The organism is Bradyrhizobium sp. 2TAF36 (assembly GCF_052114925.1).
GTDB classification, from domain to species: domain Bacteria; phylum Pseudomonadota; class Alphaproteobacteria; order Rhizobiales; family Xanthobacteraceae; genus Bradyrhizobium; species Bradyrhizobium barranii.
The window spans coordinates 17,799-41,688 of sequence record NZ_JBFRFR010000041.1 but is presented as its reverse complement, the minus strand read 5'-3'; the positions used below and the strand labels follow the sequence as shown (position 1 = coordinate 41,688).

Sequence of the window (23,890 nt, the reverse complement as noted above, 5' to 3'; positions counted from 1 at the left end):
GAGCATCGCGGGCAAAGAGTCAATGGAGCGAGCAATGCACGGGGCGCAACCGGATAAACCTGTTGCGCCGCTACAGACATCACTGATCCGCGCCGGCCTTGCTCTTGCGGTCATCGCCTGCGGGCTGTCGTTGCGTTGGTACGGCTTTCCGCTCGGGCTTCCCGCCTTCGTGGTGAAGTATGGCGGCTCGCTGCTATGGGCGACGATGGTGTTTCTGCTGGTCGGGGTGTTGCTGCCGGGGATGTCACGGAGCCGACTTGCAGCCATCGCCGTGGCGATCGCGATCGTCGTCGAGTTCTCCCGGCTGGTGCATGCGCCCTGGCTCGATGCGTTTCGGCTCACCACCGCGGGCGCGCTGCTGTTAGGACGGATCTTCTCGCTGTGGAATCTGGTGGCGTATGGGGTGGGGATTGCGTTTGGCGTTTGGGTCGATGGTCTTGTAGGGTGGGCAAAGGCGCGTTAGCGCCGTGCCCACCATTCTCCTTCGCGGACCACGATGGTGGGCACGCTTCCGCCTTCGCTCTTCGAGCTACGGCGGACAAGTCGCTTTGCCCACCCTACGAGACCGAAGCCGTGGCGAGCGCGCTTCACTCCGCCAATTGAAACCGCTCAAAGCGATCGAGCTCCTCCTCGATCACGCGCTTCAGCTCCTTGCGCCCCGCCGTCTTCTTCCCCTGCCCGACCCAGGTCCATTTCTGCATCAACAGCTTCTTCACCTGCCTATCGGTCTTGAGGTCAAGCGCCGCGACGATCTCGTCGCCCACCAGCACGGGCAACGCGAAATAGCCAAGCTTGCGCTTGGCCTTCGGCACATAGGCTTCGAACAGATGGTTGTAGCCGAAGAACAGATTGGTGCGCTTGCGCTGGATGATCAGGGGATCGAACGGCGAGAGGATGTGAACGAGATCGGGCGCGGCGCCCTCACCCGGCTCCAGCGCCGCGGGCGCGGCCCAATGCTCCTGCTTGCCGGCGCCCTCGATCGCAACGGGCACGAGCTCGCCGCGGCGCACGCGCGAGGCGACCAGCTGAGCGATCGCCTTCTTGCTCGGCGCATCGAGGTGGCAGATCGAATCCAGGCTGACCACGCCCTGCGACCGCAGCGCGCGGTCGAGCAGATAGGCCGTGATGTCTCTCGCTGACGCCGGCCTCGGCAGCTTGTCCCAGCCGAAGTGCCGCGTCATCAGCTCGTAGGTCTTGAGCATACCCTGGCGCGCGCTGACGGTCGCGACGCCGGTGTAGAAGGCGAGCTGCAAAGCCCGCTTCGAGGGTTTTCGGCTCTGCCAGAGATGCTCCTTCTCGGTGAGCACGTCGTCCTCGATGTCGCGGATCGTCAGCGGACCGGCGCGCAGGRGCCGCATCACCTTGCGCGTATCGGCCGGCTTGACCGAGGCGTACCATTTGTGCCCCTCGCGCCGGTGCTCGCGCATCGCCGGCAGGAAGAAGCGAAAATCGTTCGCTGGCACGTAGGACAGCGCATGGGTCCAGTATTCGAACACGCTCCTGTCGACGCTCTGGGCCTGGCGCAGATCGGCACGCCGGTAGGACGGAATGCGGCTGAACAGGATGTGGTGGTGGCTGCGCTCGATGACGTTGATGGTGTCGATCTGCACATAACCGAGATGGTCGATCGCATCCGCCACCGCGCGCGCCCCCTCCCCGAACGGCGCGCGCTCGTCCAGCCGCTGGGCATGCAGCCAGATCTGCCGGGCCTGTGTCGTGGGGATCGGAAAGGGTTTGGGCGCGCGTGACATTGCAGGAGGCAATGTAGCCGGATTCGCGCCAGGAAAAAGAGAGACGCCAAAGAAGCTTTCTCAAGAAAAAGCCGCGCTGCCAACTGCTGACAGCGCGGCCGAACCGTGCGCGCCTCACTTCATCGACATGGCCTTCTGCGCCTTCATGTAATGCGTGCAAGCGCTCTTCATCTTGCCGTTGCTGATATCGGTGTTGGCCATGGCTGCGCTGCGAGGGTGCAAGGCCTCAATTGCCGTTCTTTTGCACCTTGGGCCGGTCACCGACGCTGCCTGTGGCGACATCGGGCTCGCAGGACGCTTTGCCACGCCCCTCCGCCTGGCAGCGATAGACGCTGCCGGTGAGGCGGTCGACCAGCCACATGTTCTCGTCGTTCGGACCGTCGAGGCCGACATAACGGCTGCTCAGCCCGGTGATCAGCGTGGACAGCAGGATCGCCACCGCGATCATCGCCGCACCGACATAGATGGGCATTGAGCTCAGAAAGACTGTCCGATCCTGCGGCCCGCCACGATAGAACTGGTAATCACTCGGCCTGGGCACTGGACTGAACTCGGCTCCCTTCCTCGGCGGTTGTTGGACGCGGAGTCCTGCTAGGCGCCCAACTGGCCGAATTCTTGTTCGCACGCGGGCCATCACGCGACGGCTTTGCGACGATCGGTGAGCAAGGGTTTCCGGAACAAATTGGCGGCCCGAACCGGGCCGCCTGTTGCTTGCCTGCCGGCTCAGCGGCGGCCGAACAACCCGCCCATCATACCGCCGAACAGACCGCCGGGGCCGCCTGGCGGACCGGCACCGCCACCGCCGTAATGGCGCCGGCCGCCACCGCCGGAGGACCGGCGACGCGCGGGCTCGTCGTCTGCCTGCTCGGAGGAGGCCGCGCGGGTCGAGACAATCTCCGACAGCAGGGCCTTGTGCTGGAGCTTGTTGAGATAACCAGTCGCAGGATAGCCACGGGCAGCCTGCCACCGCCTCATCACGGAACGGGTCTCATCGTCGAACTTGCCCGTCGCCTTGACGTCGAAGCCGAGCCCGGTGAGGCGGCGCTGCACGTCGCGGCGCTGGTTCTTGTCCAGACCGATCTGGTCTTCAGACACCTGGTTGGCTTCTTCCGTAAAGGTCGCGGGATCGATCCCGGCCGAGAGATTGCGGGTGGTGATGGATGGACCATCCTGCAACGCCGCGATGCGGGCGAGTGCGATCGATTTGAACGTGCCGTTGGGATAGCTGGTGAGATAGGCGTTGAGTTCCTCGACCTTGTTGGAGTCCCTGATCGAGCGCCAGAACTCGAGCTCGACGTCGGAGCCTTGCTTGCTCGCGGCCGACACCGGTGCGTTCGACGGATCGGTCGTGGCCGCGGCCGGCACACCAACCGGATTGAGATAGACGTTGCCCGTGAGGTTGGTGTGCCCCCAGGGCAATTGCCCCTTGCTGGTCTCGTCACTGACCTGGGCACGGACCTTGGTCATCGCCTGCTGGATCTCGATCCCGGGCTGGGCAATGTTGGCGACGAGCGCGCGGGTGAACGGGCTGTTGGTGCCGGCCTCGCCGTCGAGCGCGGTCTGGCCGGGGCCGGTGGCAAAGGCAATCAGCGTGCCCTCGCCCGACTTCATCTCGGCAAGACCGGTCTGGACGTTGACGGAGCGGGTGGCCTTGGCCGAGCGGATCTTTGCCGCGAACGGATTGTCGCGGCAGGCGTCCAGGAACACGAGCTTCACCTTCGCGTCCGACATGGTCTGATCGAGCGTGAGGTCGACATTGATCGCCGCGCCCAGCTTGACGTCCATCTCGGATTTCAGGTCGGCGTCGACCGGCAACAGGTAGTTGACGCCGTTCACGGCAATCCCGTGGCCGGCATAGAAGAACACCGCGACGTCGGCGCCTTCGCTCTTCTTGCCGAACTCCAGCAGCTTCGCGGTCATGGCATCGCGGGTGAGGTTGGCGCCCTCGACGACGTCGAAGCCGACATTGCGCAGCACCCTGGCCATCGCCTTGGAGTCGATCGCGGGGTTGGGAAGCTGCGGGACGTTCTTGTAGGCGGCGTTGCCGACCACGAAGGCGACGCGCTTGTCCGCGAAGGCCGCGTTGCCGCTGACGAGAAATACTGCGATTGAAATTGCTGCGATCAAGAAGCGCATGATCATTCTCCCCTGATCCAAACTTCCTCGCTGCTCTCGGTTCGACCTTCCGATGAGAGCAATCTGATCCAATTCACAACGACGCACTGTGATCTGGATCACTCGGGGATTTCTGCTGCTCGAACCGAGCTGAGAGTCGCTGCGACGGTCGCTTTTTGGGCTGCTGACGCAGCGGGCAATACGGCTGGTGACGAACAATGGCCAAAAGATTGTACCTGCGCGGGCTGCGAGTCCAGCCGGTTCAGCTGTCGATGCCGAATGAGACGGCGCTTCTTCCCGGTGGCAGGGCACCGCCGCTGGCCCGACATGCCATGGATTCCGATCGGCGCCGGCGCGAGGATGCACGGGTCATTTCGGTCGTCTGGAATGTGACCCGCATCACATCGAGGCTGTTGAACCTTCCCTACGCTCGCAACATCAAATCGCCATCAGGCGTAACAGCGAGGATTCGACAATGACCCGTTTTGATAAGTTTTTTGGACTGAAGGCGATTACCCTCACGGCCGCGCTGTCGATGACGGCGGGCCTGGCTTTCGCCGGCGATAACGTCTCCGCCAACCAGATTCTGGATGCGCTGAAGCCCAAGCCGGCGACCCGCGGCCTGTCCGTCGGTCCGCAGGCCGATCCGGCGGTGCAGGCCAAGGAATCGACGTTCCTGAACACGGTGCGCAACCGCTCGACCCGGTCGCTCTCGACGGGCGAGCGCGAGCAGATCGCCGAGCTCGCCGCGACCAAGCCGAAGATCGATCTGGAGATCCAGTTCGACTACAACTCGGCCGACATCGCCAAGACGTCGGTGCCGTCGGTGCAGGCGCTCGGCAAGGCGCTGTCCGATCCGTCGCTGAAGGGCTCGACCTTCGTGGTCGCCGGCCACACCGATGCGATCGGCGGCGAGGAGTACAATCAAGGGCTCTCCGAACGGCGCGCCGACACCATCAAGAAGTACCTGGTGCAGAACTATGGTCTCAACGGCACAGATCTCGTCACCGTCGGCTATGGCAAGACCAAGCTGAAGGACACCGCCAACGGCGCCGACCCGATCAACCGCCGCGTCCAGGTCGTGAACATGGAAGCCAAGACGACGGCGTCCAAGTAAAATTGTCCAAGTGAAATTCAAGTCATCGCCGCGTGAAACACGCCGCCTGCCACGATCGTGACAGGCGGCGCTTTCATATCCAGCTCTGGAACAGCATCAACCGGTTGAACGTCTGCATGGACGTGCCGATGAAGGCCGCCGAGATCGGCAGCATCACCGCAAAGCCGATCGCCGCGACCCCGACATAGGCCCACAGCAGCCAGCGCGGCAGCCCCTCTCGTCGCAGCACATAGACCAGCGCAAGCGACGCCACCGTTGCGGCCGGCAGATAATAGTAGAGGAAGCCGAGCGTGCGCGGCAGCAAAGCCCAGGCGAGCCACGAGCCGAAATAGAACGCCGCGATCAGGAACGCGTCCCAGCGCCGCGCGACGATAAAGTCGCGCAGCACGACGGCGAGCGCGAGCAGCGCCGGCCACGCGACCAGCGGATTGCCGAGGAAGACGATCGCGGAGACATTGTTCTCCGAGGTCTTGTCGAACAGGAACCACACCGGGCGCGCGAGCAGCGGCCAGGATGGCCACGCGCTCATATAGGTATGGCCGGCGATCGCGGTCGTAGTGTTGTCGGCGAATATCCGGCGCTGCGCCTCGATCAGATCCGGCAACGACGCTCCGTAGAGCGGCACGAAAGCGGCAAGATATGTCAGCGCCGGCAGCACGGCAAAACAGAGCGCGACATGCTGCACGCGAAGATCGGGCCAGAGATCGGGCCGATACCAGTCGCTCGGCGTCGCGCCGGCGAACAGCGTGCGCCAGCCCTGCATCAGCCGGATCACCGCAACCATCACGATGCAGATGCCGAGCGGAAACAGGCCGCTCCATTTGCAAGCCGCCGCGAGGCCAAACAAGGCGCCCGCGAGCGCGAACAACGCATGCGGGCGCTCTCTTCGAAAGCCGTGCATGAAGGCGGCAATCGCGAGCAGGCCGAACCCGAGCGCGTAAATGTCGAGCATGGCGATGCGCGCCTGCACGTAAAGCATCTGGTTGAAGCCCGCGATCGCCGCGGCGGCGATCGCGGGCCCTTGCGCGGAGAACAGCGCGAGCCCGCACAGATAGATCGCGACGATCGCCAGCGCGCCGAACAAGGTCGACGGATAGCGCCAGCCCAGCGCATTGTCGCCGAAGGCGGCGATCGATGCCGCGATCAGCTCCTTGGCCAGCGGCGGATGCATCGGATTGAGCATCGGTTGCGACATCGTGGGTGCCAGCATCTGCCGTGCCGCCGGCACGTAATGCACCTCGTCGAAGACGAACTTCTCCGGCGCCGTCAGGCCGATCAGCAGCGCGAGATGCGCGACCAGGAAAATCGCGACAGCGATCACTGCGCTCTGCGACACCTTCGGAACCGCGGGCAATTCGAACGGCTGCTGTGGGGCTATTTTGCGTGGCAAATCTGCTTCACCGCGGAGAAAAACAAAGACGGCACTTTTCATTGAACGCATTCTGCCGCAACTGTCACTAAGCATAACGCACGTCCAGCACCGCTTGTGATAATTTCGCCACATCAGAAGCGCGCACGATCCGGTACGATCAGGGACATATCGATCGGTTGCGAAATGAATTTGCGTTTCTGGCTTTTCCCCACTCTGTTGTCGGCCGCGTTGTGCGCGGCGCACTGCGCGCAGGCGCAGACGCGCGTCGGCGAAGCCGTCGTGATCCAGAACGACGTGGTGCGCGTGGCCACGACCACGACGCCGATCAGTGTCGGCGACAGCATGCTGCGCGACGAGACCGTGCGCACCGGCGCCGACAGCGCCGCGCGCTTCGTCATGGCCGACAGCACCAACCTCTCGCTTGGCCCGAGCGCCACGCTGAAGCTCGACCGCACCGTCTTCAACGACGAGCACAGCTATCGCGACGTCGCGATCCGCATGACCACAGGCGCATTCCGTTTCGTCACCGGCCATTCGGAGAAGACCGCTTACAAGATCACCACCCCGCTCGCGACCATCGGCGTGCGCGGCACCACGCTCGACATCCTCTCCCAGCGCGGCCGCTCCGTCGTCGTGCTCCAGGACGGAGCCGCCAGCGTCTGCACGACGAACTCCCAGTGCGTGCAGCTCACCCAGCCCGGCGACACTGCAATCATCACCTCGGCCGGCGGCAAGGTCAGCATCACCAAGACCAACACGCCGCCCTGGACCTTTGCCGCCAATTGCGCCGCAAGCGCCGGGCTGTGCTCGGTCAACCAGTATGCGGACGCCTCGCCGACCATCACGCCTGCCGTCCACGACGACGGCATGCTGTGCGGGCGGTGATGATGGCGAAACTCGACGTCAGACGCCTCGTCCTCGCCGCCGCGCTGACCGCAACCGCTGCGTTTGCGTTCTTCGCGTTCAATGCGCGACCGGCGGCAGCGCAGGCGACTTGCGAGTCCGGATGCGGTGGGCCGACGCCCTCACCGTCACCGACCTATTCACCGTCGCCGTCGCCGTCGCCGACACCCACACCGACCCCCTCGCCTTCGCCGAGCCCCTATCCGTCGTCCTCGCCGAGCCCGTATCCACCGCCTCCACCTTCGGGCCCGACCGGCGCGGACTCCAGCGGCAATTCGATCGGCGGCCTCGCCAACCAGCGCTTCAACCAGATGATCACCAACCGGGTGCTCGGCACGGTGCTGCTCGGCGTCAACGAGCAGGTCAATTGCAGCGACTGCATCAGCGCATTCGGCTCCGCCGGCTCGTTCTCGGCCGGCATTCACGGCCGCAAGGAGCTGACCAACAACCTGTCTCTGCTCGCCGGCATCGCCTACACGCAATACAGCGAGGGCGGCTACAATATCACCAGCGCGCCGATCGGAGCGTTCGCTCTGCGCTATGACTTCACCGACTGGGGCTCGTCGCGCCCGTTCTTCGACGTCGGCACCATCCTGACGCCGTGGGAGAAGGCGCGCTACACCCGCAACTACAACACCAGCCTCGGGCCGGTGAGCGTCACGGGCTCGACCAACGCGTCGAATTACGCCGTCTATGGCCGTGCCGGCTGGATGAGCCGCGTGTCCCCGCGCGACGAATTCGCGGCCTCGATCGAAGTCTGGCAGCTCTGGCAGCGCGTCTCCGGCTATTCGGACAGCGCCGTGGCGTTCAATCCGTTCGACGCCTCCATTGCGACCGGCACCGACCGCACCAGCCTGGTCAAGATCGGCGGCCAGTGGACGCACCTCTTCGGCAGCAACATCGAGACCAACATCAATGGCGGCTGGGTGCAGTCCTTCGCCAGCCATGGCGGCATCGTCGCCACCGTGACCGGCGACGGCCTGGTGGTGCCGACCATGGGCAACCAGGGCTGGTTCGAATATGGCGGCCGCCTCGGCTTCCGCGTGCAGAAGGGCTGGATCGTCGACCTGTTCGCCAACGGCACGCTGGGCCCGCAGCCGGTGGGGAACACCATCCATGGCGGCGTGGGGCTGCGGATTAATTACTGAGGCCTCTAGGCAAGGTTTCGTAGGGTGGGCAAAGCGGAGCGTGCCCACCAACTCTCTCAATCGTCGATGAATGGTGGGCACGGCGCTTTGCGCCTTTGCCCACCCTACAGCACCTGTGTTGACGTCACGCTGCCGACTTGCCCTCGAACGCGCGACGCAGCACTTCCACATCGAGCTTGACCATCTTCATCATGGCTTGCATCGCGCGCGCAGCCGCAGCCTTGTCTGGGCTCGACAGGAATTCGAACATCACCTTCGGCACCACCTGCCAGGATACGCCCCAGCGATCGCTGATCCAGCCGCACTGCTGCTCCTTGCCGCCATGAGCAAGGAACGCGCTCCAGACGCTGTCGACCTGAGCTTGATCGTCGCAATGGATCATCAGCGAGATTGCGTGGGTATATTCCACCTTCATGCCGCCGTTGAGCGCGACCAGGGGCTGCCCGGCCACCGTGAACTCGACGACGAGCACCGAGCCTGTCTTGCCGGACGGGCCGTCCGAAACGTTGCGCTGGACGTGCGTGATTTCCGAGTTCGGAACGAGCGACACGTAGAACTTCGCGGCTTCCTCGGCATCGCCGTTGAACCACATGCAGGGCACGAGCTTGGACATCGTGAATGCTCCTCTTGGGATGGTCGATATTCGTTGGCTTCGGTCAGGCGTTCGCCATGTCGGACTGCGCGGCGAAGGCCGCCATGTCCATCCAGTTCACGCCCCACATATGACCATCCGGATCCTCGAAGCTGCGGCCGTACATGAAGCTGTATTCGTCCTTCGGGCTGGGATCGGCCACACCGCCCGCGGCCTCGGCCTTGCCGACGACGTCATCGACCTCGACGCGGCTGTCGGCCGAGAGGCAGAGCAGCACCTGGTTGGAGGTCTTGGCATCCGCGATCGGCTTCGGCGTGAACTTGCGGAATTTGTCGTGGGTCAGGAGCATGGCGAAGATGGTCTCGGAGAAGACCATGCAGCTCGCCGTCTCGTCGCTGAATTGCGGGTTCCTGACCGCACCGACCGCCTCGTAAAAGGCCGTCGCGCGCTTGAGGTCGGTCACCGGCAGATTGACGAAGATCATTTTGGGCATCGGAGGCTCCTTGGGCGGGGTTCTGCCCAAGGACGGATGGCCCGACGGCCATCCGACACGGCTTCCGAATATTTTTTGAAGGCCGTGCCTGCGTGGTTCTGTCGCACAGAACCAGCAGGCTTTCAGGCCCTTACTTCTTCTCGTTGGGATCCCGGTGCACGGGGTCGATCCACAGCACGGTCTCGGGCTTCTCGACCGGCTCGATGTCGAGGTTGATCGCGACCGCCTCGCCGTCGCTGCGCACCAGCACGCATTCCAGCACCTCGTCCCGGCTGGCGTTGATCTCCTGATGCGGCACGTAAGGCGGGACGAAAATGAAATCGCCGGGGCCGGCCTCCGCGGTGAATTGCAGGCTCTCGCCCCAGCGCATCCGCGCCTTGCCCTTCACCACGTAGATGACGCTTTCGAGATGGCCGTGGTGATGCGCACCGGTCTTGGCGTCCGGCTTGATGCTGACCGTGCCCGCCCACAATTTCTGCGCGCCGACGCGCGCGAAATTGATCGCGGCCGCGCGGTCCATGCCGGCCGTCGACGGCACATTGGTATCGAGCTGATTGCCGGGAATGACGCGCACACCGTCATGTTTCCAGCGATCGTCATGATCGTGGTCATGGTGGGAATGCGTGTGGTCATGGCCGGTCATGGGACTTGCTTTCTGTTGGTTCCGTGCGCGGCAAGCTAACCAAAGCGGGCCTATCAAGCCATACCCAAAATCGGAACTCTCGTAGTCGGCAGGCGTTGTTTTCGCGAGCCAACTGGAAGGAGAGTTTCATGGGTAGCACGAGCGACAAGATCAAGGGCACCGCCAACGAGGCCATCGGCAAGGCCAAGCAGGGCATCGGTGAAGCCACCGGTTCCGATCGCCTGAAGGGCGAAGGCGTGGTCCAGGAAGTGAAGGGCAAGGGCCAGCAGGCCATGGGCGACGCCAAGGACGCCGCGAAGGAAGCAATCGATCGCGCCGCGGCTGCGGCAAAGCGCGCGGCGGAGTGACGCGCGTCAATCTGAAAGCGAAGAGACCGGCCGCGAGGCCGGTCTTTTTGTTTTGCGCTGATCTCTATCCGTCATGGCCGGGCTTGTCCCGGCCATCCACGTCTTGGCTGCACGAAGGAAAGAACGTGGATGCCCGGGACAAGCCCGGGCATGACGACGTAGGTTCACTTCACCGCGAGCAATTCCACGTCGAACATCAAAGTCGCGTTCGGCGGGATCACGCCGCCGGCGCCGCGCGCGCCATAGCCGAGCTGCGGCGGGATGATCAGCGTGCGCTTGCCGCCGACCTTCATCGTGGCAACGCCCTCGTCCCAGCCGGCGATGACACGGCCCTTGCCGATCGGAAACTCGAACGGCTCGTTGCGGTCGACCGACGAGTCGAATTTCTTGCCCTTCTGGCCGTTCTCGTAGAGCCAGCCGGTGTAATGCATCACGCAGATCTGGCCGGGTTTCGGCGAGGCACCGGTGCCGACAACGTTATCAATGGTCTGCAAGCCTGAAGCTGTGGTCATGGGTTTTCCTGCGGTCTGGGCCGAGGCCGTGGTGGAAACGAATGTCGACACGCTGCCGATCACGGTGATCGCAAGTGCCGACATGATGGCGAAGAGTGCGCGCTGGAAACGCTGCATAAGAGACCTTCCGTTTGAGGCGGAAGGTGTCTAGCGCAACGAAGCAATCGTTTCCAGCCCTCGGCCCTTAATAGCCCAGTGCGCAGCCGTCCTTGCGCGGATCGGAACCGCCGGTGAGCGTGCCCTTGTCCCAGTCGATCCAGATCGCCTGCGCGCCGCCGAGCGGGCCGACCACGCTGGTGGTCTTGTGGCCGAGCTTCTTCAGGCCTTCGACGATATCGGCAGGCACGCTGTCCTCCAGCTGGTACTGGCCCTCGTAGTGCAGACCGCGCGGCATGTCGATCGCCTCCTGCACGTCGCAGCCATAGTCGAGGATGTTGGTCACCACGTGAGTCTGGCCGACCGGCTGATATTGTCCGCCCATCACCGCGAACGGCATCACGGAGCGGCCGCCCTTGGTGAGCAGGCTCGGCATGATCGTGTGAAGCGGACGCTTGCCGCCGGCGATGCAATTGGGATGGCCGGGCTGGATGCGGAACCCACCGGCGCGGTTCTGGAACAGCACGCCGGTCTTGTTCGAGACGATCGCCGAGCCGAAGGAATGCGCGATCGAATTGATGAACGAGCAGACGTTGCGGTCCTTGTCCACGACCGTGATGTAGATGGTCGAGGGATTCATCGGCGGCGCGACGTTCGGCAGGTCGAGCATGCCGTCCATGCGGATCTTGCTGATGTACTCGTCGGCAAAGCCCTTCGCGAGCATTTCGGCGACGTCGATCTTCATATGCTCAGGGTCGGCGACATGCATCTCGCGGTTCATGTAGGCGATGCGCGCGGCTTCGGCTTCGAGATGGAAGCGCTCGATGCTGAGCGGCGCGTACTTGGTCAGGTCGAACCGCGACAGGATGTTGAGCATCAAGAGCGCGGTGACGCCCGGGCCGTTCGGCGGGCACTGCCAGACGTCGTAACCCTTGTAGTTGGTGCCGATCGGCGTCGTCGTCTCGGTGGTGTGGGCGGCGAAATCGTCGAGCGTGTGCAGGCCGCCGATCCCGCGCAGGGTCTCGACCATATCCTCCGCGATCGCGCCCTTGTAGAAGGCGTCGCGGCCGTCCTTGGCGATCGCGCGCAGCGTCTTGCCGAGTTCGGCCTGGCGGATGATGTCGCCGGCGACCGGCGGCTTGCCACCCGGCAACAGGTAACGCACCGTGTTGGTGCCACCCTTCAGCTTCTCGAACTGGTTCTTCCAGTCGAAGGCGATGCGCGGGGCGACGACGTAACCCTCTTCCGCCGCCTTGATCGCGGGCTGGAGCAGGCGGTCGAAGCCGAACTTGCCGTGATCGCGCAGCACGGTCGCGAAGGCGTCGATCACGCCGGGGATCGAGACCGCATGCGCCGAGGTCAGCGGCACGGAATTGATCTTGCGCTCGAGATACCAGTCGGCGTTCGCCGCCTTCGGGGCCCGGCCGGAGCCGTTATAGGCGATGATCTTGCCCTCGCCGCGCGGCTGGATCAGCGCAAAGCAGTCGCCGCCGATGCCGGTCGATTGCGGCTCGATCACGCCGAGCAGCGCCGAACCCGCCACCGCCGCGTCCACCGCCGTACCGCCCTCGCGCAGCACCTCGATCGCGGCCAGGGAGGCCTGCGGATGCGAGGTCGCGACCATCGCGTTGGTGGCGTGGACCGTGGACCTGCCGGGGAAATGGAAGTTTCTCATCGAAGTTTTGCTCTCTCAGGGCTCTCTTGGGGGGCTCTCTTGGGCGGTCGACGCGGAGGGCGCGCCGTCTCGGAAAAACCGGGCCTACATGACACATTCCAGCCCGCCGGGGCAATGCTGGCATACCAGCGAAATAGCTGCCATCCGCTGGGCGTATAGACCTTTTGCCGTCCGGGGCCATGCGGGTTTTCTGGGCGGCGGCCGCCTGCTAAACGAGCCGCCATGATCCACAAGGTCGCCGCCTTTTACCAATTCGCCGCCCTGCCCGATTACCGCGAGCTACGCGAGCCGTTGCGCGCGTTCTGCGCGGGCCTCGCGCTCAAGGGCAGCGTGCTGCTCGCCCAGGAAGGTATCAACGGCACGATTGCGGGTGCGCCCGAGGCGATCGACGCCTTCGTCCACGAGCTCGCGCACGGCGCCCTGTTCGGCGGCCGGCTGAACAATCTCGAGCTGAAATTCTCGACCGCCGAGGCGATGCCGTTCGGCCGGCTCAAGGTGCGGCTGAAGAAGGAGATCGTCACGCTCGGCGACGAGGCCGCCGATCCAACGCGCCAGGTCGGCACGTACGTCGAGGCCGCCGAATGGAACGCGCTGATCGCAGCACCCGACACGCTGGTGCTCGACACCCGCAATGCCTTCGAGGTGGCGATGGGCACGTTCGAGGGTGCGGTCGATCCCGAGATCAAGAGCTTTGGCCAGTTCAAGGATTTTGCCGCCGAGCAGCTCGATCCGGCAAAGCACCGCAGGATCGCGATGTTCTGCACCGGCGGCATCCGCTGCGAGAAGGCGAGCGCGCATCTGCTCGCGCGCGGCTTTGCCGAGGTCTATCACCTCAAGGGCGGTATCCTCAAATATCTCGAAGAGGTGCCGGAGGCGCAGAGCCGCTGGCGCGGCGAATGTTTTGTATTCGACGAGCGCGTCGCACTCGGTCATGGCTTGCGCGAACGGGGCCTACGCGAACAGGAATTGGGGCACGACCGTGACGAGTGACATCAAGACGCTGGGCGAACGCATCGACACGCTGGAGACGCGCATCGCCTATCAGGACGATACGATCGAGACACTCAACCAGACGATCACCGCGCAGTGGAAGCAGATCGACGCGCTGACGCGGAAGATCGCAGAGCTCGGCGAGCGACTTCAGGAAGCCGAGACGAATGCGCCGGGCCCCGCCAACGAGCCCCCGCCRCATTATTGAGGATGATGAGCTACAGCCCTGACGCTTTCGGCAGCAGGCTCGCCACCTCGACCGACATCATCAGGCGGTCGCGCCCACCCTGCTTCGCCGCATAGAGCGCCTGATCGGCTGCCTCGACGAGCGAGCCCACGCCGGCGGTGCGTTCCAGCGCGGGCCGGCAGGCCGCGCCGCCGAGCGAAGCGGTGACGCAGCCCGACGCGTGATTGGTGCTGTGGACGAGGCCCGCCTCGCGGATCGCCCGGCGGATCCGCTCGCCGATCCGCGCGCAGCCGGCGGCATCGGTGTTCGGCAGCAGCATGGCGAATTCCTCACCGCCGTAGCGCGCAGCCAGATCTCCGGCGCGCTGCATCTCGGCCGCGATGACCTTCGCCACCACGCGCAGACAGGCATCGCCTGCGGGGTGGCCGTATTCGTCGTTGTAGGCCTTGAAGTGATCGACGTCGATCATCAGCAAAGCGAGGCTGGAGCGGTCGCGATAGGCGCGCGCCCATTCCTCCTTCAACCGTTCGTCGACGCGGCGGCGGTTGGCGAGCCCGGTGAGGCTGTCCTCGATCGCGAGCGTCTCGAGCCTGGTCTCCAGCTTCTTCTGCTCGGTGATGTCGCGCGAGATCGCGACCACCCCGTCGACGCTGCCGTTTTCCTTGCGCGTCACCCGCATGGTCGATTCGAGCCAGACTTCCGAGTTTTGCCGGTGCGCGTTGCGATAGGTGACGCGCGCCTCGTCCTTTTCGCCACGCTTCATGGCATCGACGAGCGCCTGGACCTGCGGCCGATCATCCGCATGGATGCCGGCGAGCGCCGGCGTTCCGATCAGCTGATTGGGCCGCCAGCCGACGACGCGAACCGACGAGGGCGAGACATAGCGCAGCCGCTCGTCGAGCCCGATGCGGGTCACCATGTCGCTGGAGCCTTCCGCGAGCAGGCGGAAATGCGCCTCTTTCTCGACCAGGGCCGCGGCCATGCGCTGGCCCCGCTGCAACTGCCGCACCAGCACCGCGCCGATGACCGCGATCAGCACGACCAGCGCGAGCACGTAGAGCATGCGAGAGATCGCCGCGGCTCGCCAGGGCGCCAGCAGCTCGGCCTTGTCGACCATGGCAAGCAGGACGAGCGGATAACGGCCAGAGCGCTTGAAGAAGCTGACGCGCTCGGCGCCGTCCAGCGGCGACCTGAAATGGTATGCGCCGCCCGGCTGCTGCAGGCTCGCGTCGCGGAATAGCGGGGTGTCGGCGACGCTGCGGCCGACGAACCTGTCGTTGCTTGGATTGCGCGCGATGATCATGCCGTCGCCATGCACGAGCGCCACGGAGCTGTTGCGGCCGAGCTCGAACTGCTCGTAGAAATGCGCGAGATAGTTCGCGCTGATGGTCGCAAGCACGACGCCGCCGAAGCTGCCGTCCTGCTTGTTGAAGCGGCGCGACAGGGTGACGACCCATTCGCCATCGAGCTGGCTCCGCACCGGATGGCCGACATGAGGCTCCCGTTTCGAGGACAGCTGGTGATGACGGAAGAAAGCGTCGTCGCTGAGCGTCGAGCCGATCGTGCCCGGCGAGGTCAGCCAGTTGCCCTGGTCGTCGATAATGGCGAGGCTGTGAATGCGCGCGATCGCCTTCTTGCGCGCCTCCAAGAGGTTCCTGAGCTTGGCGATCGTGGCGGGTTCGGCGCCGTCCATCTCCAGCCGGCTGACGACGCCGACGACGCCGGAATCCAGCAGGTCGAGGCTGTCCTCCGCATGCTGCGTCAGCGAGCGCGCAACATTCGCCATCTCGGTCTCGGCGCCCTTGAGCACGGCATCGCGCGCGGCCCATTCACGCCAGCCGCTGACGCCGAGGATGGTCGCACAAGTGAGCACGACGAACGCCGCCGCGCGCAACGGCAGGCGGCTCCATCCGGCTCTTTGTGAGGCGACGGTCATGCGGCAGAAATCTCCGATCGCCGGAACTTCCACCGCTTCTGTTATTGAACCCTGAAACGCTTGAGGACATTCGCAGCGTTATGCGGGTTTTCCCGTACTCCTACGGACTGGAGCGTCGCTGGATCGCTAACAATGCGTTAGCGACCCTATCGGAAACCGAGCGCCCCGGCGCTCGCTGAACGTCGGCCTTAGCTGAAGATCGACTTAACCTTGTCCCAGAGCGAGGGACTGTCGGCGTCCGCATCGGCCTTCGACGGTGTCGGCTGCGCAGCGCTGACCGGATCGGACGCAGGGAAACTGTCCTCCAGCCCGGCTTCAAGCCTGGTATGGCGATCGGCGGCCAGCGCCTTGCCAAGATCATCAGCGTGCTTGTCGTGCGGCGCGGGATTGAATGTCTCAGCCATGGAGTCCTCCTCGATTGGGAGGTCAACGCGGTGCATTTGCGCTGGTTCCACTGTTCCGCTCCGGCTTCCGGCAGTGTATCAGGAACCTCAATCTTGATAGGACCGTCCGTGCCCCAGTCTGCGACAAAGCCCTTCATCGACGTGCTCTCCGGCCAGCGCCAGGCTACCCCGCCCATGTGGATGATGCGGCAGGCCGGGCGTTATCTGCCGGAATATCGCGAGGTGCGAGCCAAGGCCGGCGGCTTCCTCGATCTCTGCTTCAACCCGGAGCTTGCCGCCGAAGTGACGCTGCAGCCGATCCGCAGGTTCGGCTTCGATGCGGCGATCATCTTCTCGGACATCCTGGTGATCCCCTATGCGCTCGGCCGTTCCGTGCGGTTCGAGGTTGGCGAGGGTCCGCGGCTGGAGCCGCTGGATGATCCCGCAAAAGTCGCGACACTCGCCGCGCACGCCGACTTCAGCAAGCTCAAACCGGTGTTCGAAGCGCTCAGGCTCGTGCGCGGTGCGCTCGATCCCAAGACCGCACTGATCGGCTTCTGCGGAGCGCCGTGGACGGTGGCGACCTACATGGTCGCAGGCCAGGGCACGCCCGACCAGGCGCCGGCACGGATGATGGCCTACCGGCATCCGGAGGCGTTTGCGAAAATCATCGACGTGCTCGTGGAGAACTCGATCGAATATCTGCTGGCGCAACTCGCGGCCGGTGCCGATGCGTTGCAGATCTTCGACACCTGGGCCGGCGTGCTGCCGCCGGCCGAGTTCGCGCGCTGGTCGGTCGAGCCGACCCGGCGCATCGTCGAAGGCGTGCGCGCAAAAGTGCCCGATTCGAAGATCATCGGTTTTCCGCGCGGCGCCGGCGCGCAACTGCCCGGTTACGTCGAGGCGACCGGCGTGAATGCCGTCAGCATCGACTGGACTGCCGAGCCGGCCTTCGTCCGCGAGCGCGTGCAGAGCCGCGTCGCCGTGCAGGGCAATCTCGATCCGCTGGTGCTGATCACAGGCGGCGCTGCGCTCGATCGCGCTGTGGACAACGTGCTGGCGAACTTTGCGCAAGGGCGCTTCATCTTCAATCTCGGCCACGGCATCCAGCCGGAGACGCCGATCGCCCATGTCGAGCAGATGCTGAAGCGCGTGCGGGGCTGAGGCTCCGCGCCGTCATTGCGAGCGCAGCGAAGCAATCCAGAATCTCTCGGCGGTGACAGCCTGGATTGCTTCGCTACGCTCGCAATGACGGATGCTGTACGTACTGCGCTCTCAAAATTTAGCGCGGCCGGCTGCGCTCGATGATCTCGGCGGCGCCCTTCGTCAGCAGCTCCAGTCCCACCGCACGGCCGAGCTCGCGCGGGCGGTTGGCGGGGCCCGTGTGCGAGGCTTCGATGATGGTGTTGCCGGAGAGGTCGAGCACGGACGCCGTCAGCGACATCTGATCGCCTGCGATGGTCGAAAAACCCGCCACCGGCGAATTGCAATGGCCGTTGAGCACCCACAGCACCTCGCGCTCGGCATCGGCAGAAGCGTGCGCAGAGGGATCGTCGATCGATGCCAGGATCTGCCGCGTCTGCCAGTCCTGCGCGGCACATTCCACGGCGACGATGCCCTGCCCTGCCGCGGGCAGCATCTCCGCCGCGGAGAATTCATAGGCGATACGGTGCGAGAGGCCGACGCGGTCAAGACCGGAACGCGCCATGATCAGCGCATCGGCGGGACCAACCGCGCCGCCATCCGGCAACTTCTGCTTCTCGCCATTGTCGAGTTTTCGCACGCGGGTGTCAGCGGCGCCGCGGAAGTGGATCACTTCGACATCGGGAAACAGCCGCCGCGCATAGGCGGCGCGACGCACGGCGTTGGTGCCGATCTTGAAACCCTTGCCGCGCGACTGGCGCAGCGCTTCCAGCGTCACCCCATCGCGCAGCACCAGTGCGTCACTCGGGGGATCGCGCGATAGCGTAGCGCCGATGACGAGGCCGGGCGTGTCCTCGTTGCCAGGCATGTCCTTCAGCGAATGCATCGCGGCCTGCAATTCGCCGGAGAGCACGGCAGCGCGGATCTGCGCCACGAAGGCGCCGCCCTTGCCGCCATGCGGCAGCAGCTTGCCGGTCTGGTCGAGATCGCCCGTGGTGTCGAACTTGACGATCTCGACATCGAGATCGGGCATGGCGGCGGTCAGGCGGCGCGCGATCTCTTCCGTCTGCGCCAGCGCCATCGCGCTCTTGCGTGTGCCGATCTTCAGTCGCGTAGCCAAGTCGAATGTCCTTTCAGCGCAATGTTTATCGCGCATCCTCCAATATCATGTCGGAGGCCTTTTCGGCGATCATGATGATCGGCGCGTTGGTATTCCCCGACACGAGGTCCGGCATGATCGAACCGTCGACGATGCGAAGGCCTTCGAGCCCCCTCACCTTCAGCCGCTGGTCCACCACCGCCAGCGCGTCATTGCCCATACGACAGGTCGAGGTCGGATGGTAGATGGTGCTGCCGCGCTCGCGGCAATAATCGAGCAGCTCTCCATCCGTGGATACCTTTGCGCCAGGATCGTACTCGCTGACCACGAACGGCTTCAGCGCCGGCGCATTCAGGATCTTGCGCAAGATCTTCAGGCCTTCGACATTGGTGGTGCGATCGGTCTCGGTCGACATGTAGTTGATGCGGATCTCCGGCGGCGCGGTCGGGTCCGCGCTTTTGATGCGCAAGGTCCCGCGGCTTTCGGGCCGGAGCTGGCACACCGACGCCGTGAACCCGGAAAAATCATGCAGCTTCTCCCCCATCTTGTCGGTCGAGAACGGCAGAAAGTGCACCTGGATGTCGGGCGAAGCGAGGCGAGGATTGGTCTTGAAGAACGCGCCCGCGGTGCCGGCCGCGATGGTCAGCCAGCCCTTCCGGAACAGCGCATAGCGCGCGCCGGCCAACGTGCGGCGAAACGGATTATTGACGGTGTCGTTGAGCGTGATCTTCTGCGAGCAGCGCATCACGATGCGGACCTGCATGTGGTCCTGGAGATCGTGGCCGACGCCCGGCGCGTCCAGCACGACATCGATGCCGTGCTTGCGCAAGAGATCGGCAGGGCCGACGCCGGAGAGCTGAAGGAGCTGCGGCGAGTTGTAGGCGCCGCTCGACAGCACGACCTCTTTGCGCGCGCGGGCCCGGCGCACGGTTGTGCCTTGCCGGTATTCGACGCCGACCGCGCGGCGTGCCTCGAACAGCACGCGCTGGCCGAGCGCCTCGGTCTCGACCTTGAGATTGCTGCGCGTCTTCGCGGGTCCAAGATAGGCCACCGCCGTCGAGGCACGGCGGCCGTTGCGCGTCGTGGTCTGGAACAGGCCGACGCCCTCCTGCGTGGCGCCGTTGAAATCGGGGTTGTAGGGCAGACCGGTCTCGACCGCGGCATCCATGAAGGCCTTCGACAGCGGATCGGTCACGACCATGTTGGACACCGGCAGCGGGCCGCCGCTGCCGTGATATTGATCGGCGCCACGCGCCTGGTTCTCGGCTTTCTTGAAATAGGGCAGCACGTCGTCATAGCCCCAGCCGGCATTGCCGTGCTGGCGCCAGCGATCGTAATCCTCGTGCTGGCCGCGGACATAAAGCAGGCCGTTGATCGAGCTCGATCCGCCCAGCGTCTTGCCGCGCGGCTGGAACACCTGGCGCCCCTTCAATTCGGGCTCCGGTTCGGTCTGATACATCCAGTTGACCGTCTTCTCCTTGAACAGTTTTCCGTAGCCGAGCGGCACGTGGATCCAGATGTTGGAATCCTTAGGTCCCGCCTCGAGCAGCAGCACGCTGTGCTTGCCGTTCGCAGACAGCCTGTTGGCGAGCACGCAGCCAGCGGAGCCGGCGCCGACGATGATGTAGTCGAACTCAGGATCGGACGGCGCGAGGGAGGAATTTGCGTTCATGCGCTACTGTTCTTTTTGTTGGTGTGGGCGTTTCCGGTTCGTCACTAGCACAATCATGCGCGTAGACGCAGCGCCTCGACCAGTGACTTGAACGCACGGGCATATTCCGCCCCTGCCCTTGCGATATCCGTGCGCCCGGCGCAGGCGACCGCCGCCTCCGTCACCGCGCCGAGCAGCAGCCGCGCCAGCGGCTCGACCGGTTGCTTTGCGATGAGGCCGGCCTCCATCGCCACCGACAGCGCGCGCGGCATCTTACCGCCAAAATGCTGCGCGTCGATCTCCCGCCAGCGCTCCCAGCCGAGCACGGCCGGGCCGTCGCGCAGGATGATCTGACCTGTCGGGCCCTTGGCGGTCGCCGCAAAGTAATGCTGCGTGCCGGCGACCATCGCGGCGAGCACGTCCTTCTCGGCGCGCGCGGTGCGGTCGATCTCGGCGACGAGATCGCGCGAGACAGAATCGAACACCGCTTCGAACACCACCTCCTTGGTCTTGAAGTGATGATAGACCGCGCCCTTGGCAACGCCCGCGGCCGCCGCGATGTCGTCCACGGTGGTCGCGGCAAAGCCCTGCGTCCCGAACAGGCGCCGCGCCTCCGTCAGGATCGCCTCGGATGTCGCCGCCCGCCGCTCCGCCTGCTTTGCCATCGCTCCCGTCTAGTCCAATTCGTCGCACCCGGCCAGTTGACTTTTCGACTACCGGTCGGTATTTACCGACTATCAGTCTGTTTTAATCGTGAGGTGCGCCATGCCGAGCCGTGACGTCGTCGAAGCTTTTGCGAAGCGGTTGGAGGATGGGGAGTTTGTCGAAGCGATCGAGCAGTACTACACGTCCGATGCCGCGACCTATGAGAACAACGCCGCCCCGACAGTCGGCCGCGACAAGCTCGTCGCCAAGGAGCGCGGCGTGCTCGCGGCCTCCAGGAAGGTCAAGGCCGTCCGCATCGGGCCGAGCCTGATCGAGGGCGATCACGTCGCGACACGCTGGCGGTTCAGCTTCACCAATGCCGAAGGCGTCGTCCGAACGCTGGATGAGATCGCGTGGCAGACCTGGCAGGGCGATCAGCTGATCGAAGAACGGTTCTATTATGATCCGAAGCAGCTCGGGCGGTGACGTTCGGCACATTTGGCAACAGAGCGGGCTGGCAGCCTCCTCGCGGCCATCCTTCGAGACGCCCGCCTTCAGCGGGCTGCTCAGGATGAGGCCTGCTCCGCGGCAACATCTTAGACCCTCATGGTGAGGAGCGCAGCCTTGCGGCGCGTCTCGAACCATGAAGGCCGAGCGCGTTCTGCGATCGGCCCACTGTTACAACCGTAACGCGGGGCGCCGCATTTGTATCGATTTGTTATCGATACCCTCGCTTGAACACGCAGAAGTGGCCATGGCGATCGTGGCCAGCGGGGATAATTCATATTTCGTCAAAGGTTTGCAGCGAATCCTCCTGATCGAGCCGGACAAACGGCCCATGCTGCTAGGCCCTGGAATGCGGACTCAAACGATCAGCTATTTCGCGCGGCTGTTCGCCGGCGATCTGTCGGCCTTTGGCGGTCCTGCAACCGACGAAGCCGTCGCCGGACATATCCGCGCCGATCAGATGTCACAGGTGCTCGGCTACTCCGTCGGCATCATGCTTGCCAATGCCTGCAACGCGGCCGTACTCGCCATCGCGCTCTGGCATTCGCCGGACTGGAAGTTTGCGTTGGCCTGGGCCGCGATCGTGGCCGGCGCCGCGATCGCGTTCGGCCTGCAATCCCACGCCTCGCGCCGGATCACAAAACCGCAATTCGTTTCGCGTCGGGCGATGCATCGGCTGGTGCGCAACGCCTTCGTGCTCGGCGTTGCCTGGGGCATCGTCCCGGTCGCCTTCTTCGCGAATGCCGCGACCGGCGGCCAGCTCGTCATCACCTGCCTTTGCTCGGGGATGCTGGCCGGCGGCGCACTAGCCTTCGCCACGATCCCGATTGCGGCCATCGCTTTCACGAGCCCCATCTTCGTCGGCATCGCCATCTGCCTCGGCCGCGACGGCGATCCCGCCTATGTGCTGATGGCCATCCTGGTGGTGGTTTACGGCAGCGTGCTGCTGCGTGCGGTGTTCGTCAATTCATTCGCTTTCGCGCGGCGCGTGATCCGGCAGATCGAGGCCGAGCGCACGGTCCGGCAGGATCCCCTCACGCTGTTGCCCAACCGCTTCGCCTTCAACGAGACGCTCGAAGCCGCGCTCCGGCGGATGGCCCTGTCCGGCGAGGAATTCGCGGTGCTCCTGCTCGACCTCGACCGCTTCAAGGAAGTCAACGACAAGTTCGGCCACCCCGCCGGCGACGAATTCCTGATCCAGGTCGCAGGCCGGCTGCAACGCTGCACGCGCGCGGCCGAGCACGTCGCGCGAATTGGCGGCGACGAGTTCGCGCTGGTGATGGCCAATCTGGCACGGCCGGAGGATGCGCTCGAGATCGCCGAACGCTTCGTCGCGGCCTTCGACGAACCGTTCCAGATCGAGGGCCGCCAGATCGCCGGCGCGACCAGCGTCGGCATCGTGCTGGCGCCGCGCGACGGCACCACGCAGCTCGACATCATGAAGAATGCCGACGCGGCGCTGTATCGCGCCAAGAAAGCAGGTCCCGGCACGGTCTGCTTCTTCGAGGAAGCCGATGACAGGGTGTCACGCGATCGCAAGGCGCTGCAAGCGGACCTCGAAGGCGCCATCGCCAGAGACGAGCTGTTCCTGGTGTTCCAGCCGTTCCTCGATCTCGGCGAGAACCGCATCACCGGCTTCGAGGCGCTGCTGCGCTGGCAGCATCCCCGGCGCGGACTGGTGCCGCCGAGCGAATTCATCCCGATCGCCGAGGAGACCGGGCTGATCCACGAGATCGGCGAATGGGTGATCCGGCGTGCCTGCGCGACGCTTTCGGACTGGCCGGAGGACATCAGGGTCGCCGTGAACTTCTCCGCCGCGCAGTTTCACAGCACCGGCATCCTCCAGACCATCGTGCAGGCGCTCGCGGACGCGAAGGTCGCCCCGCACCGGCTCGAGGTCGAGATCACGGAATCGATGCTGCTGTCGAAATACGGCTCCGCGGCGTCAATCCTGAACGCGCTGCTCGAGCTTGGCATCACGGTGGCGCTAGACGATTTCGGCACCGGCTTCTCCTCGCTCACCTATCTGCGCAAGCTGCCGTTCAGCCGTATCAAGATCGACCAGTCCTTCATCCGCGACATGCTGGTGCAGCCCGACTGCGCCGCGATCGTGAAGTCTGTGATCTCGCTGGCGCGCGACCTGCGCATCGGCGTGGTTGCGGAAGGCGTCGAGACCGCCGACCAGCTCGAGTTTCTGCGCCAGTTCGGTTGCGACGAAGCGCAGGGCTATCTGATCAGCCGGCCGGTGTCGGCCGATGGCGTTCTGGCGCTGTTGAACACGAAAAAGCAGCGGGCGACTTACGCGGCGTAGGGAAATACTCGCAAATGTGAGGCGGTCCGCTTCCAGGGGTGAAGCAGACTCGCGCAGGGCAGAATTTCTTCAAGCCACCCTTTGCAAATGAATCACTGCCAGGCAGTTCTGCATCCCGCGCCAGTCTTCGCGGTCATAGGGTTGGTCTGCATCCCTGACCTAAGGCTGTCCGCTGTTTTGAGAGCGTTTCCGAGTGTTTCGGCGCGCTACCACTCTCAAGACGGCTTGCCGTGTCGGCCCCATTAAGCAACACTTGCCTCATTTCAAAGTAATT

The 23,890-nt window shown here is 64.6% G+C and carries 25 protein-coding genes; 11 read left to right on the top strand and 14 right to left on the bottom strand.

All coding sequences use genetic code 11. The features are described 5' to 3' along the window. Positions 1 to 34 precede the first annotated feature (34 nt). The gene (locus tag AB4Z51_RS23560) at positions 35 to 463 is read left to right on the top strand and encodes a ribosomal maturation YjgA family protein (RefSeq protein ID WP_085399106.1); all 429 of its coding nucleotides are present in this window, start codon (positions 35 to 37) and stop codon (positions 461 to 463) included. Between the two features lie 124 nt (positions 464 to 587). Here the strand turns inward: AB4Z51_RS23560 and AB4Z51_RS23555 are convergent, their stop codons facing one another. The 3 genes from AB4Z51_RS23555 to AB4Z51_RS23545 form a co-directional block, all read right to left on the bottom strand. After that, entirely contained in the window at positions 588 to 1,751 is a 1,164-nt protein-coding gene (locus AB4Z51_RS23555) for a winged helix-turn-helix domain-containing protein (RefSeq protein WP_441498083.1), read from the bottom strand. Positions 1,752 to 1,977: 226 nt separating this feature from the next. Then, complete coding sequence (locus AB4Z51_RS23550; RefSeq protein WP_085399108.1) at positions 1,978 to 2,223, bottom strand: hypothetical protein; 246 nt, start codon at positions 2,221 to 2,223, stop codon at positions 1,978 to 1,980. 251 nt (positions 2,224 to 2,474) lie between these two features. Beyond that, positions 2,475 to 3,887 carry a caspase family protein gene (locus AB4Z51_RS23545; RefSeq protein ID WP_085399127.1) on the bottom strand — a complete coding sequence of 471 codons (1,413 nt, stop codon included), beginning with the start codon at positions 3,885 to 3,887 and terminating at the stop codon, positions 2,475 to 2,477. Positions 3,888 to 4,341: 454 nt separating this feature from the next. Between AB4Z51_RS23545 and AB4Z51_RS23540 the strand changes: the two genes are divergently transcribed. After that, positions 4,342 to 4,983, top strand: a complete 642-nt coding sequence (locus AB4Z51_RS23540; RefSeq protein ID WP_354078963.1) for an OmpA family protein — start codon at positions 4,342 to 4,344, stop codon at positions 4,981 to 4,983. Positions 4,984 to 5,056: 73 nt separating this feature from the next. On the opposite strand, the gene AB4Z51_RS23535 is transcribed toward AB4Z51_RS23540, so the two are convergent. Then, entirely contained in the window at positions 5,057 to 6,487 is a 1,431-nt protein-coding gene (locus AB4Z51_RS23535; RefSeq protein WP_094183871.1) for a phospholipid carrier-dependent glycosyltransferase, read from the bottom strand. A gap of 51 nt (positions 6,488 to 6,538) precedes the next feature. Here AB4Z51_RS23535 and AB4Z51_RS23530 point away from each other — a divergent pair, with 51 nt between their 5' ends. Together AB4Z51_RS23530 and AB4Z51_RS23525 are read left to right on the top strand one after the other, a co-directional pair. Then, a complete protein-coding gene (locus AB4Z51_RS23530; protein ID WP_085399111.1) occupies positions 6,539 to 7,240 on the top strand; it encodes a FecR family protein in 702 nt (233 codons plus the stop codon). Positions 7,241 to 7,242: 2 nt separating this feature from the next. Continuing rightward, positions 7,243 to 8,406, top strand: a complete 1,164-nt coding sequence (locus tag AB4Z51_RS23525; protein WP_354113359.1) for a hypothetical protein — start codon at positions 7,243 to 7,245, stop codon at positions 8,404 to 8,406. 124 nt (positions 8,407 to 8,530) lie between these two features. Here the strand turns inward: AB4Z51_RS23525 and AB4Z51_RS23520 are convergent, their stop codons facing one another. From AB4Z51_RS23520 to AB4Z51_RS23510, 3 genes are all read right to left on the bottom strand, one after another. After that, entirely contained in the window at positions 8,531 to 9,019 is a 489-nt protein-coding gene (locus AB4Z51_RS23520) for a VOC family protein (protein ID WP_071916231.1), read from the bottom strand. Between the two features lie 43 nt (positions 9,020 to 9,062). Then, positions 9,063 to 9,491 (bottom strand): VOC family protein, encoded by a 429-nt coding sequence (locus AB4Z51_RS23515; protein ID WP_085399112.1) that lies wholly within the window; start codon positions 9,489 to 9,491, stop codon positions 9,063 to 9,065. A gap of 130 nt (positions 9,492 to 9,621) precedes the next feature. After that, on the bottom strand, positions 9,622 to 10,134 hold the full coding sequence (locus AB4Z51_RS23510) for a cupin domain-containing protein (RefSeq protein WP_028148584.1): 513 nt from the start codon (positions 10,132 to 10,134) through the stop codon (positions 9,622 to 9,624). 128 nt (positions 10,135 to 10,262) lie between these two features. On the opposite strand from AB4Z51_RS23510, the gene AB4Z51_RS23505 reads away from it, so the two are divergent. Further along, positions 10,263 to 10,481: a CsbD family protein gene (locus AB4Z51_RS23505; protein ID WP_028148583.1), complete on the top strand. Its 219-nt coding sequence runs from the start codon at positions 10,263 to 10,265 to the stop codon at positions 10,479 to 10,481. A gap of 164 nt (positions 10,482 to 10,645) precedes the next feature. Here the strand turns inward: AB4Z51_RS23505 and AB4Z51_RS23500 are convergent, their stop codons facing one another. Continuing rightward, positions 10,646 to 11,044, bottom strand: a complete 399-nt coding sequence (locus AB4Z51_RS23500; RefSeq protein WP_354113368.1) for an FKBP-type peptidyl-prolyl cis-trans isomerase — start codon at positions 11,042 to 11,044, stop codon at positions 10,646 to 10,648. Here AB4Z51_RS23500 and AB4Z51_RS23495 point away from each other — a divergent pair. Continuing rightward, a complete protein-coding gene (locus AB4Z51_RS23495; protein ID WP_245343969.1) occupies positions 10,992 to 11,144 on the top strand; it encodes a hypothetical protein in 153 nt (50 codons plus the stop codon). The two genes, AB4Z51_RS23500 and AB4Z51_RS23495, sit on opposite strands and share 53 nt — an antisense overlap. A gap of 33 nt (positions 11,145 to 11,177) precedes the next feature. On the opposite strand, the gene ggt is transcribed toward AB4Z51_RS23495, so the two are convergent. Further along, complete coding sequence (ggt, locus tag AB4Z51_RS23490; protein WP_085399114.1) at positions 11,178 to 12,764, bottom strand: gamma-glutamyltransferase; 1,587 nt, start codon at positions 12,762 to 12,764, stop codon at positions 11,178 to 11,180. Between the two features lie 222 nt (positions 12,765 to 12,986). Here ggt and trhO point away from each other — a divergent pair, with 222 nt between their 5' ends. Both trhO and AB4Z51_RS23480 read left to right on the top strand, forming a co-directional pair. Next, positions 12,987 to 13,754: an oxygen-dependent tRNA uridine(34) hydroxylase TrhO gene (trhO, locus tag AB4Z51_RS23485; RefSeq protein WP_085399115.1), complete on the top strand. Its 768-nt coding sequence runs from the start codon at positions 12,987 to 12,989 to the stop codon at positions 13,752 to 13,754. Further along, the gene (locus tag AB4Z51_RS23480; protein ID WP_063985210.1) at positions 13,744 to 13,962 is read left to right on the top strand and encodes a SlyX family protein; all 219 of its coding nucleotides are present in this window, start codon (positions 13,744 to 13,746) and stop codon (positions 13,960 to 13,962) included. Before trhO ends, AB4Z51_RS23480 begins: the two co-directional genes overlap by 11 nt. Before the next feature lie 10 nt (positions 13,963 to 13,972). Here the strand turns inward: AB4Z51_RS23480 and AB4Z51_RS23475 are convergent, their stop codons facing one another. Both AB4Z51_RS23475 and AB4Z51_RS23470 read right to left on the bottom strand, forming a co-directional pair. Next, entirely contained in the window at positions 13,973 to 15,877 is a 1,905-nt protein-coding gene (locus AB4Z51_RS23475) for a diguanylate cyclase (protein ID WP_441498082.1), read from the bottom strand. A 188-nt stretch (positions 15,878 to 16,065) separates the two neighbouring features. Beyond that, positions 16,066 to 16,281, bottom strand: coding sequence for a hypothetical protein (locus AB4Z51_RS23470; protein WP_071917675.1), 216 nt, complete (start codon positions 16,279 to 16,281; stop codon positions 16,066 to 16,068). A gap of 108 nt (positions 16,282 to 16,389) precedes the next feature. Between AB4Z51_RS23470 and hemE the strand changes: the two genes are divergently transcribed. Then, positions 16,390 to 17,424 carry a uroporphyrinogen decarboxylase gene (hemE, locus tag AB4Z51_RS23465; protein WP_085399116.1) on the top strand — a complete coding sequence of 345 codons (1,035 nt, stop codon included), beginning with the start codon at positions 16,390 to 16,392 and terminating at the stop codon, positions 17,422 to 17,424. A 118-nt stretch (positions 17,425 to 17,542) separates the two neighbouring features. Here hemE and hemC read toward each other — a convergent pair whose 3' ends face one another. The 3 genes from hemC to AB4Z51_RS23450 are packed head-to-tail and all read right to left on the bottom strand — an operon-like array spanning position 17,543 to position 20,818. Next, positions 17,543 to 18,523 carry a hydroxymethylbilane synthase gene (gene hemC, locus AB4Z51_RS23460; RefSeq protein WP_085399117.1) on the bottom strand — a complete coding sequence of 327 codons (981 nt, stop codon included), beginning with the start codon at positions 18,521 to 18,523 and terminating at the stop codon, positions 17,543 to 17,545. Positions 18,524 to 18,548: 25 nt separating this feature from the next. After that, positions 18,549 to 20,174 (bottom strand): GMC family oxidoreductase, encoded by a 1,626-nt coding sequence (locus AB4Z51_RS23455; RefSeq protein ID WP_085399118.1) that lies wholly within the window; start codon positions 20,172 to 20,174, stop codon positions 18,549 to 18,551. Between the two features lie 53 nt (positions 20,175 to 20,227). Next, the gene (locus AB4Z51_RS23450; protein WP_085399119.1) at positions 20,228 to 20,818 is read right to left on the bottom strand and encodes a TetR/AcrR family transcriptional regulator; all 591 of its coding nucleotides are present in this window, start codon (positions 20,816 to 20,818) and stop codon (positions 20,228 to 20,230) included. A 100-nt stretch (positions 20,819 to 20,918) separates the two neighbouring features. Between AB4Z51_RS23450 and AB4Z51_RS23445 the strand changes: the two genes are divergently transcribed. Both AB4Z51_RS23445 and AB4Z51_RS23440 read left to right on the top strand, forming a co-directional pair. Then, positions 20,919 to 21,284 (top strand): nuclear transport factor 2 family protein, encoded by a 366-nt coding sequence (locus AB4Z51_RS23445; protein WP_085399120.1) that lies wholly within the window; start codon positions 20,919 to 20,921, stop codon positions 21,282 to 21,284. A 370-nt stretch (positions 21,285 to 21,654) separates the two neighbouring features. Beyond that, positions 21,655 to 23,616, top strand: coding sequence for a putative bifunctional diguanylate cyclase/phosphodiesterase (locus tag AB4Z51_RS23440; protein ID WP_441498081.1), 1,962 nt, complete (start codon positions 21,655 to 21,657; stop codon positions 23,614 to 23,616). Positions 23,617 to 23,890 lie beyond the last annotated feature (274 nt).

Coding starts and splice junctions, on each gene's coding strand:
- AB4Z51_RS23560 (WP_085399106.1), top strand. CDS start 35: ATGCACGGGGCGCAACCGGATAAACCTGTTGCGCCGCTACAGACATCA.
- AB4Z51_RS23550 (WP_085399108.1), bottom strand. CDS start 2,223: ATGCCCATCTATGTCGGTGCGGCGATGATCGCGGTGGCGATCCTGCTG.
- AB4Z51_RS23545 (WP_085399127.1), bottom strand. CDS start 3,887: ATGCGCTTCTTGATCGCAGCAATTTCAATCGCAGTATTTCTCGTCAGC.
- AB4Z51_RS23540 (WP_354078963.1), top strand. CDS start 4,342: ATGACCCGTTTTGATAAGTTTTTTGGACTGAAGGCGATTACCCTCACG.
- AB4Z51_RS23535 (WP_094183871.1), bottom strand. CDS start 6,487: ATGTGGCGAAATTATCACAAGCGGTGCTGGACGTGCGTTATGCTTAGT.
- AB4Z51_RS23530 (WP_085399111.1), top strand. CDS start 6,539: ATGAATTTGCGTTTCTGGCTTTTCCCCACTCTGTTGTCGGCCGCGTTG.
- AB4Z51_RS23525 (WP_354113359.1), top strand. CDS start 7,243: ATGGCGAAACTCGACGTCAGACGCCTCGTCCTCGCCGCCGCGCTGACC.
- AB4Z51_RS23520 (WP_071916231.1), bottom strand. CDS start 9,019: ATGTCCAAGCTCGTGCCCTGCATGTGGTTCAACGGCGATGCCGAGGAA.
- AB4Z51_RS23515 (WP_085399112.1), bottom strand. CDS start 9,491: ATGCCCAAAATGATCTTCGTCAATCTGCCGGTGACCGACCTCAAGCGC.
- AB4Z51_RS23510 (WP_028148584.1), bottom strand. CDS start 10,134: ATGACCGGCCATGACCACACGCATTCCCACCATGACCACGATCATGAC.
- AB4Z51_RS23505 (WP_028148583.1), top strand. CDS start 10,263: ATGGGTAGCACGAGCGACAAGATCAAGGGCACCGCCAACGAGGCCATC.
- AB4Z51_RS23495 (WP_245343969.1), top strand. CDS start 10,992: ATGGGTTTTCCTGCGGTCTGGGCCGAGGCCGTGGTGGAAACGAATGTC.
- ggt (WP_085399114.1), bottom strand. CDS start 12,764: ATGAGAAACTTCCATTTCCCCGGCAGGTCCACGGTCCACGCCACCAAC.
- trhO (WP_085399115.1), top strand. CDS start 12,987: ATGATCCACAAGGTCGCCGCCTTTTACCAATTCGCCGCCCTGCCCGAT.
- AB4Z51_RS23475 (WP_441498082.1), bottom strand. CDS start 15,877: ATGACCGTCGCCTCACAAAGAGCCGGATGGAGCCGCCTGCCGTTGCGC.
- AB4Z51_RS23470 (WP_071917675.1), bottom strand. CDS start 16,281: ATGGCTGAGACATTCAATCCCGCGCCGCACGACAAGCACGCTGATGAT.
- AB4Z51_RS23455 (WP_085399118.1), bottom strand. CDS start 20,174: ATGAACGCAAATTCCTCCCTCGCGCCGTCCGATCCTGAGTTCGACTAC.
- AB4Z51_RS23450 (WP_085399119.1), bottom strand. CDS start 20,818: ATGGCAAAGCAGGCGGAGCGGCGGGCGGCGACATCCGAGGCGATCCTG.
- AB4Z51_RS23445 (WP_085399120.1), top strand. CDS start 20,919: ATGCCGAGCCGTGACGTCGTCGAAGCTTTTGCGAAGCGGTTGGAGGAT.
- AB4Z51_RS23440 (WP_441498081.1), top strand. CDS start 21,655: ATGCGGACTCAAACGATCAGCTATTTCGCGCGGCTGTTCGCCGGCGAT.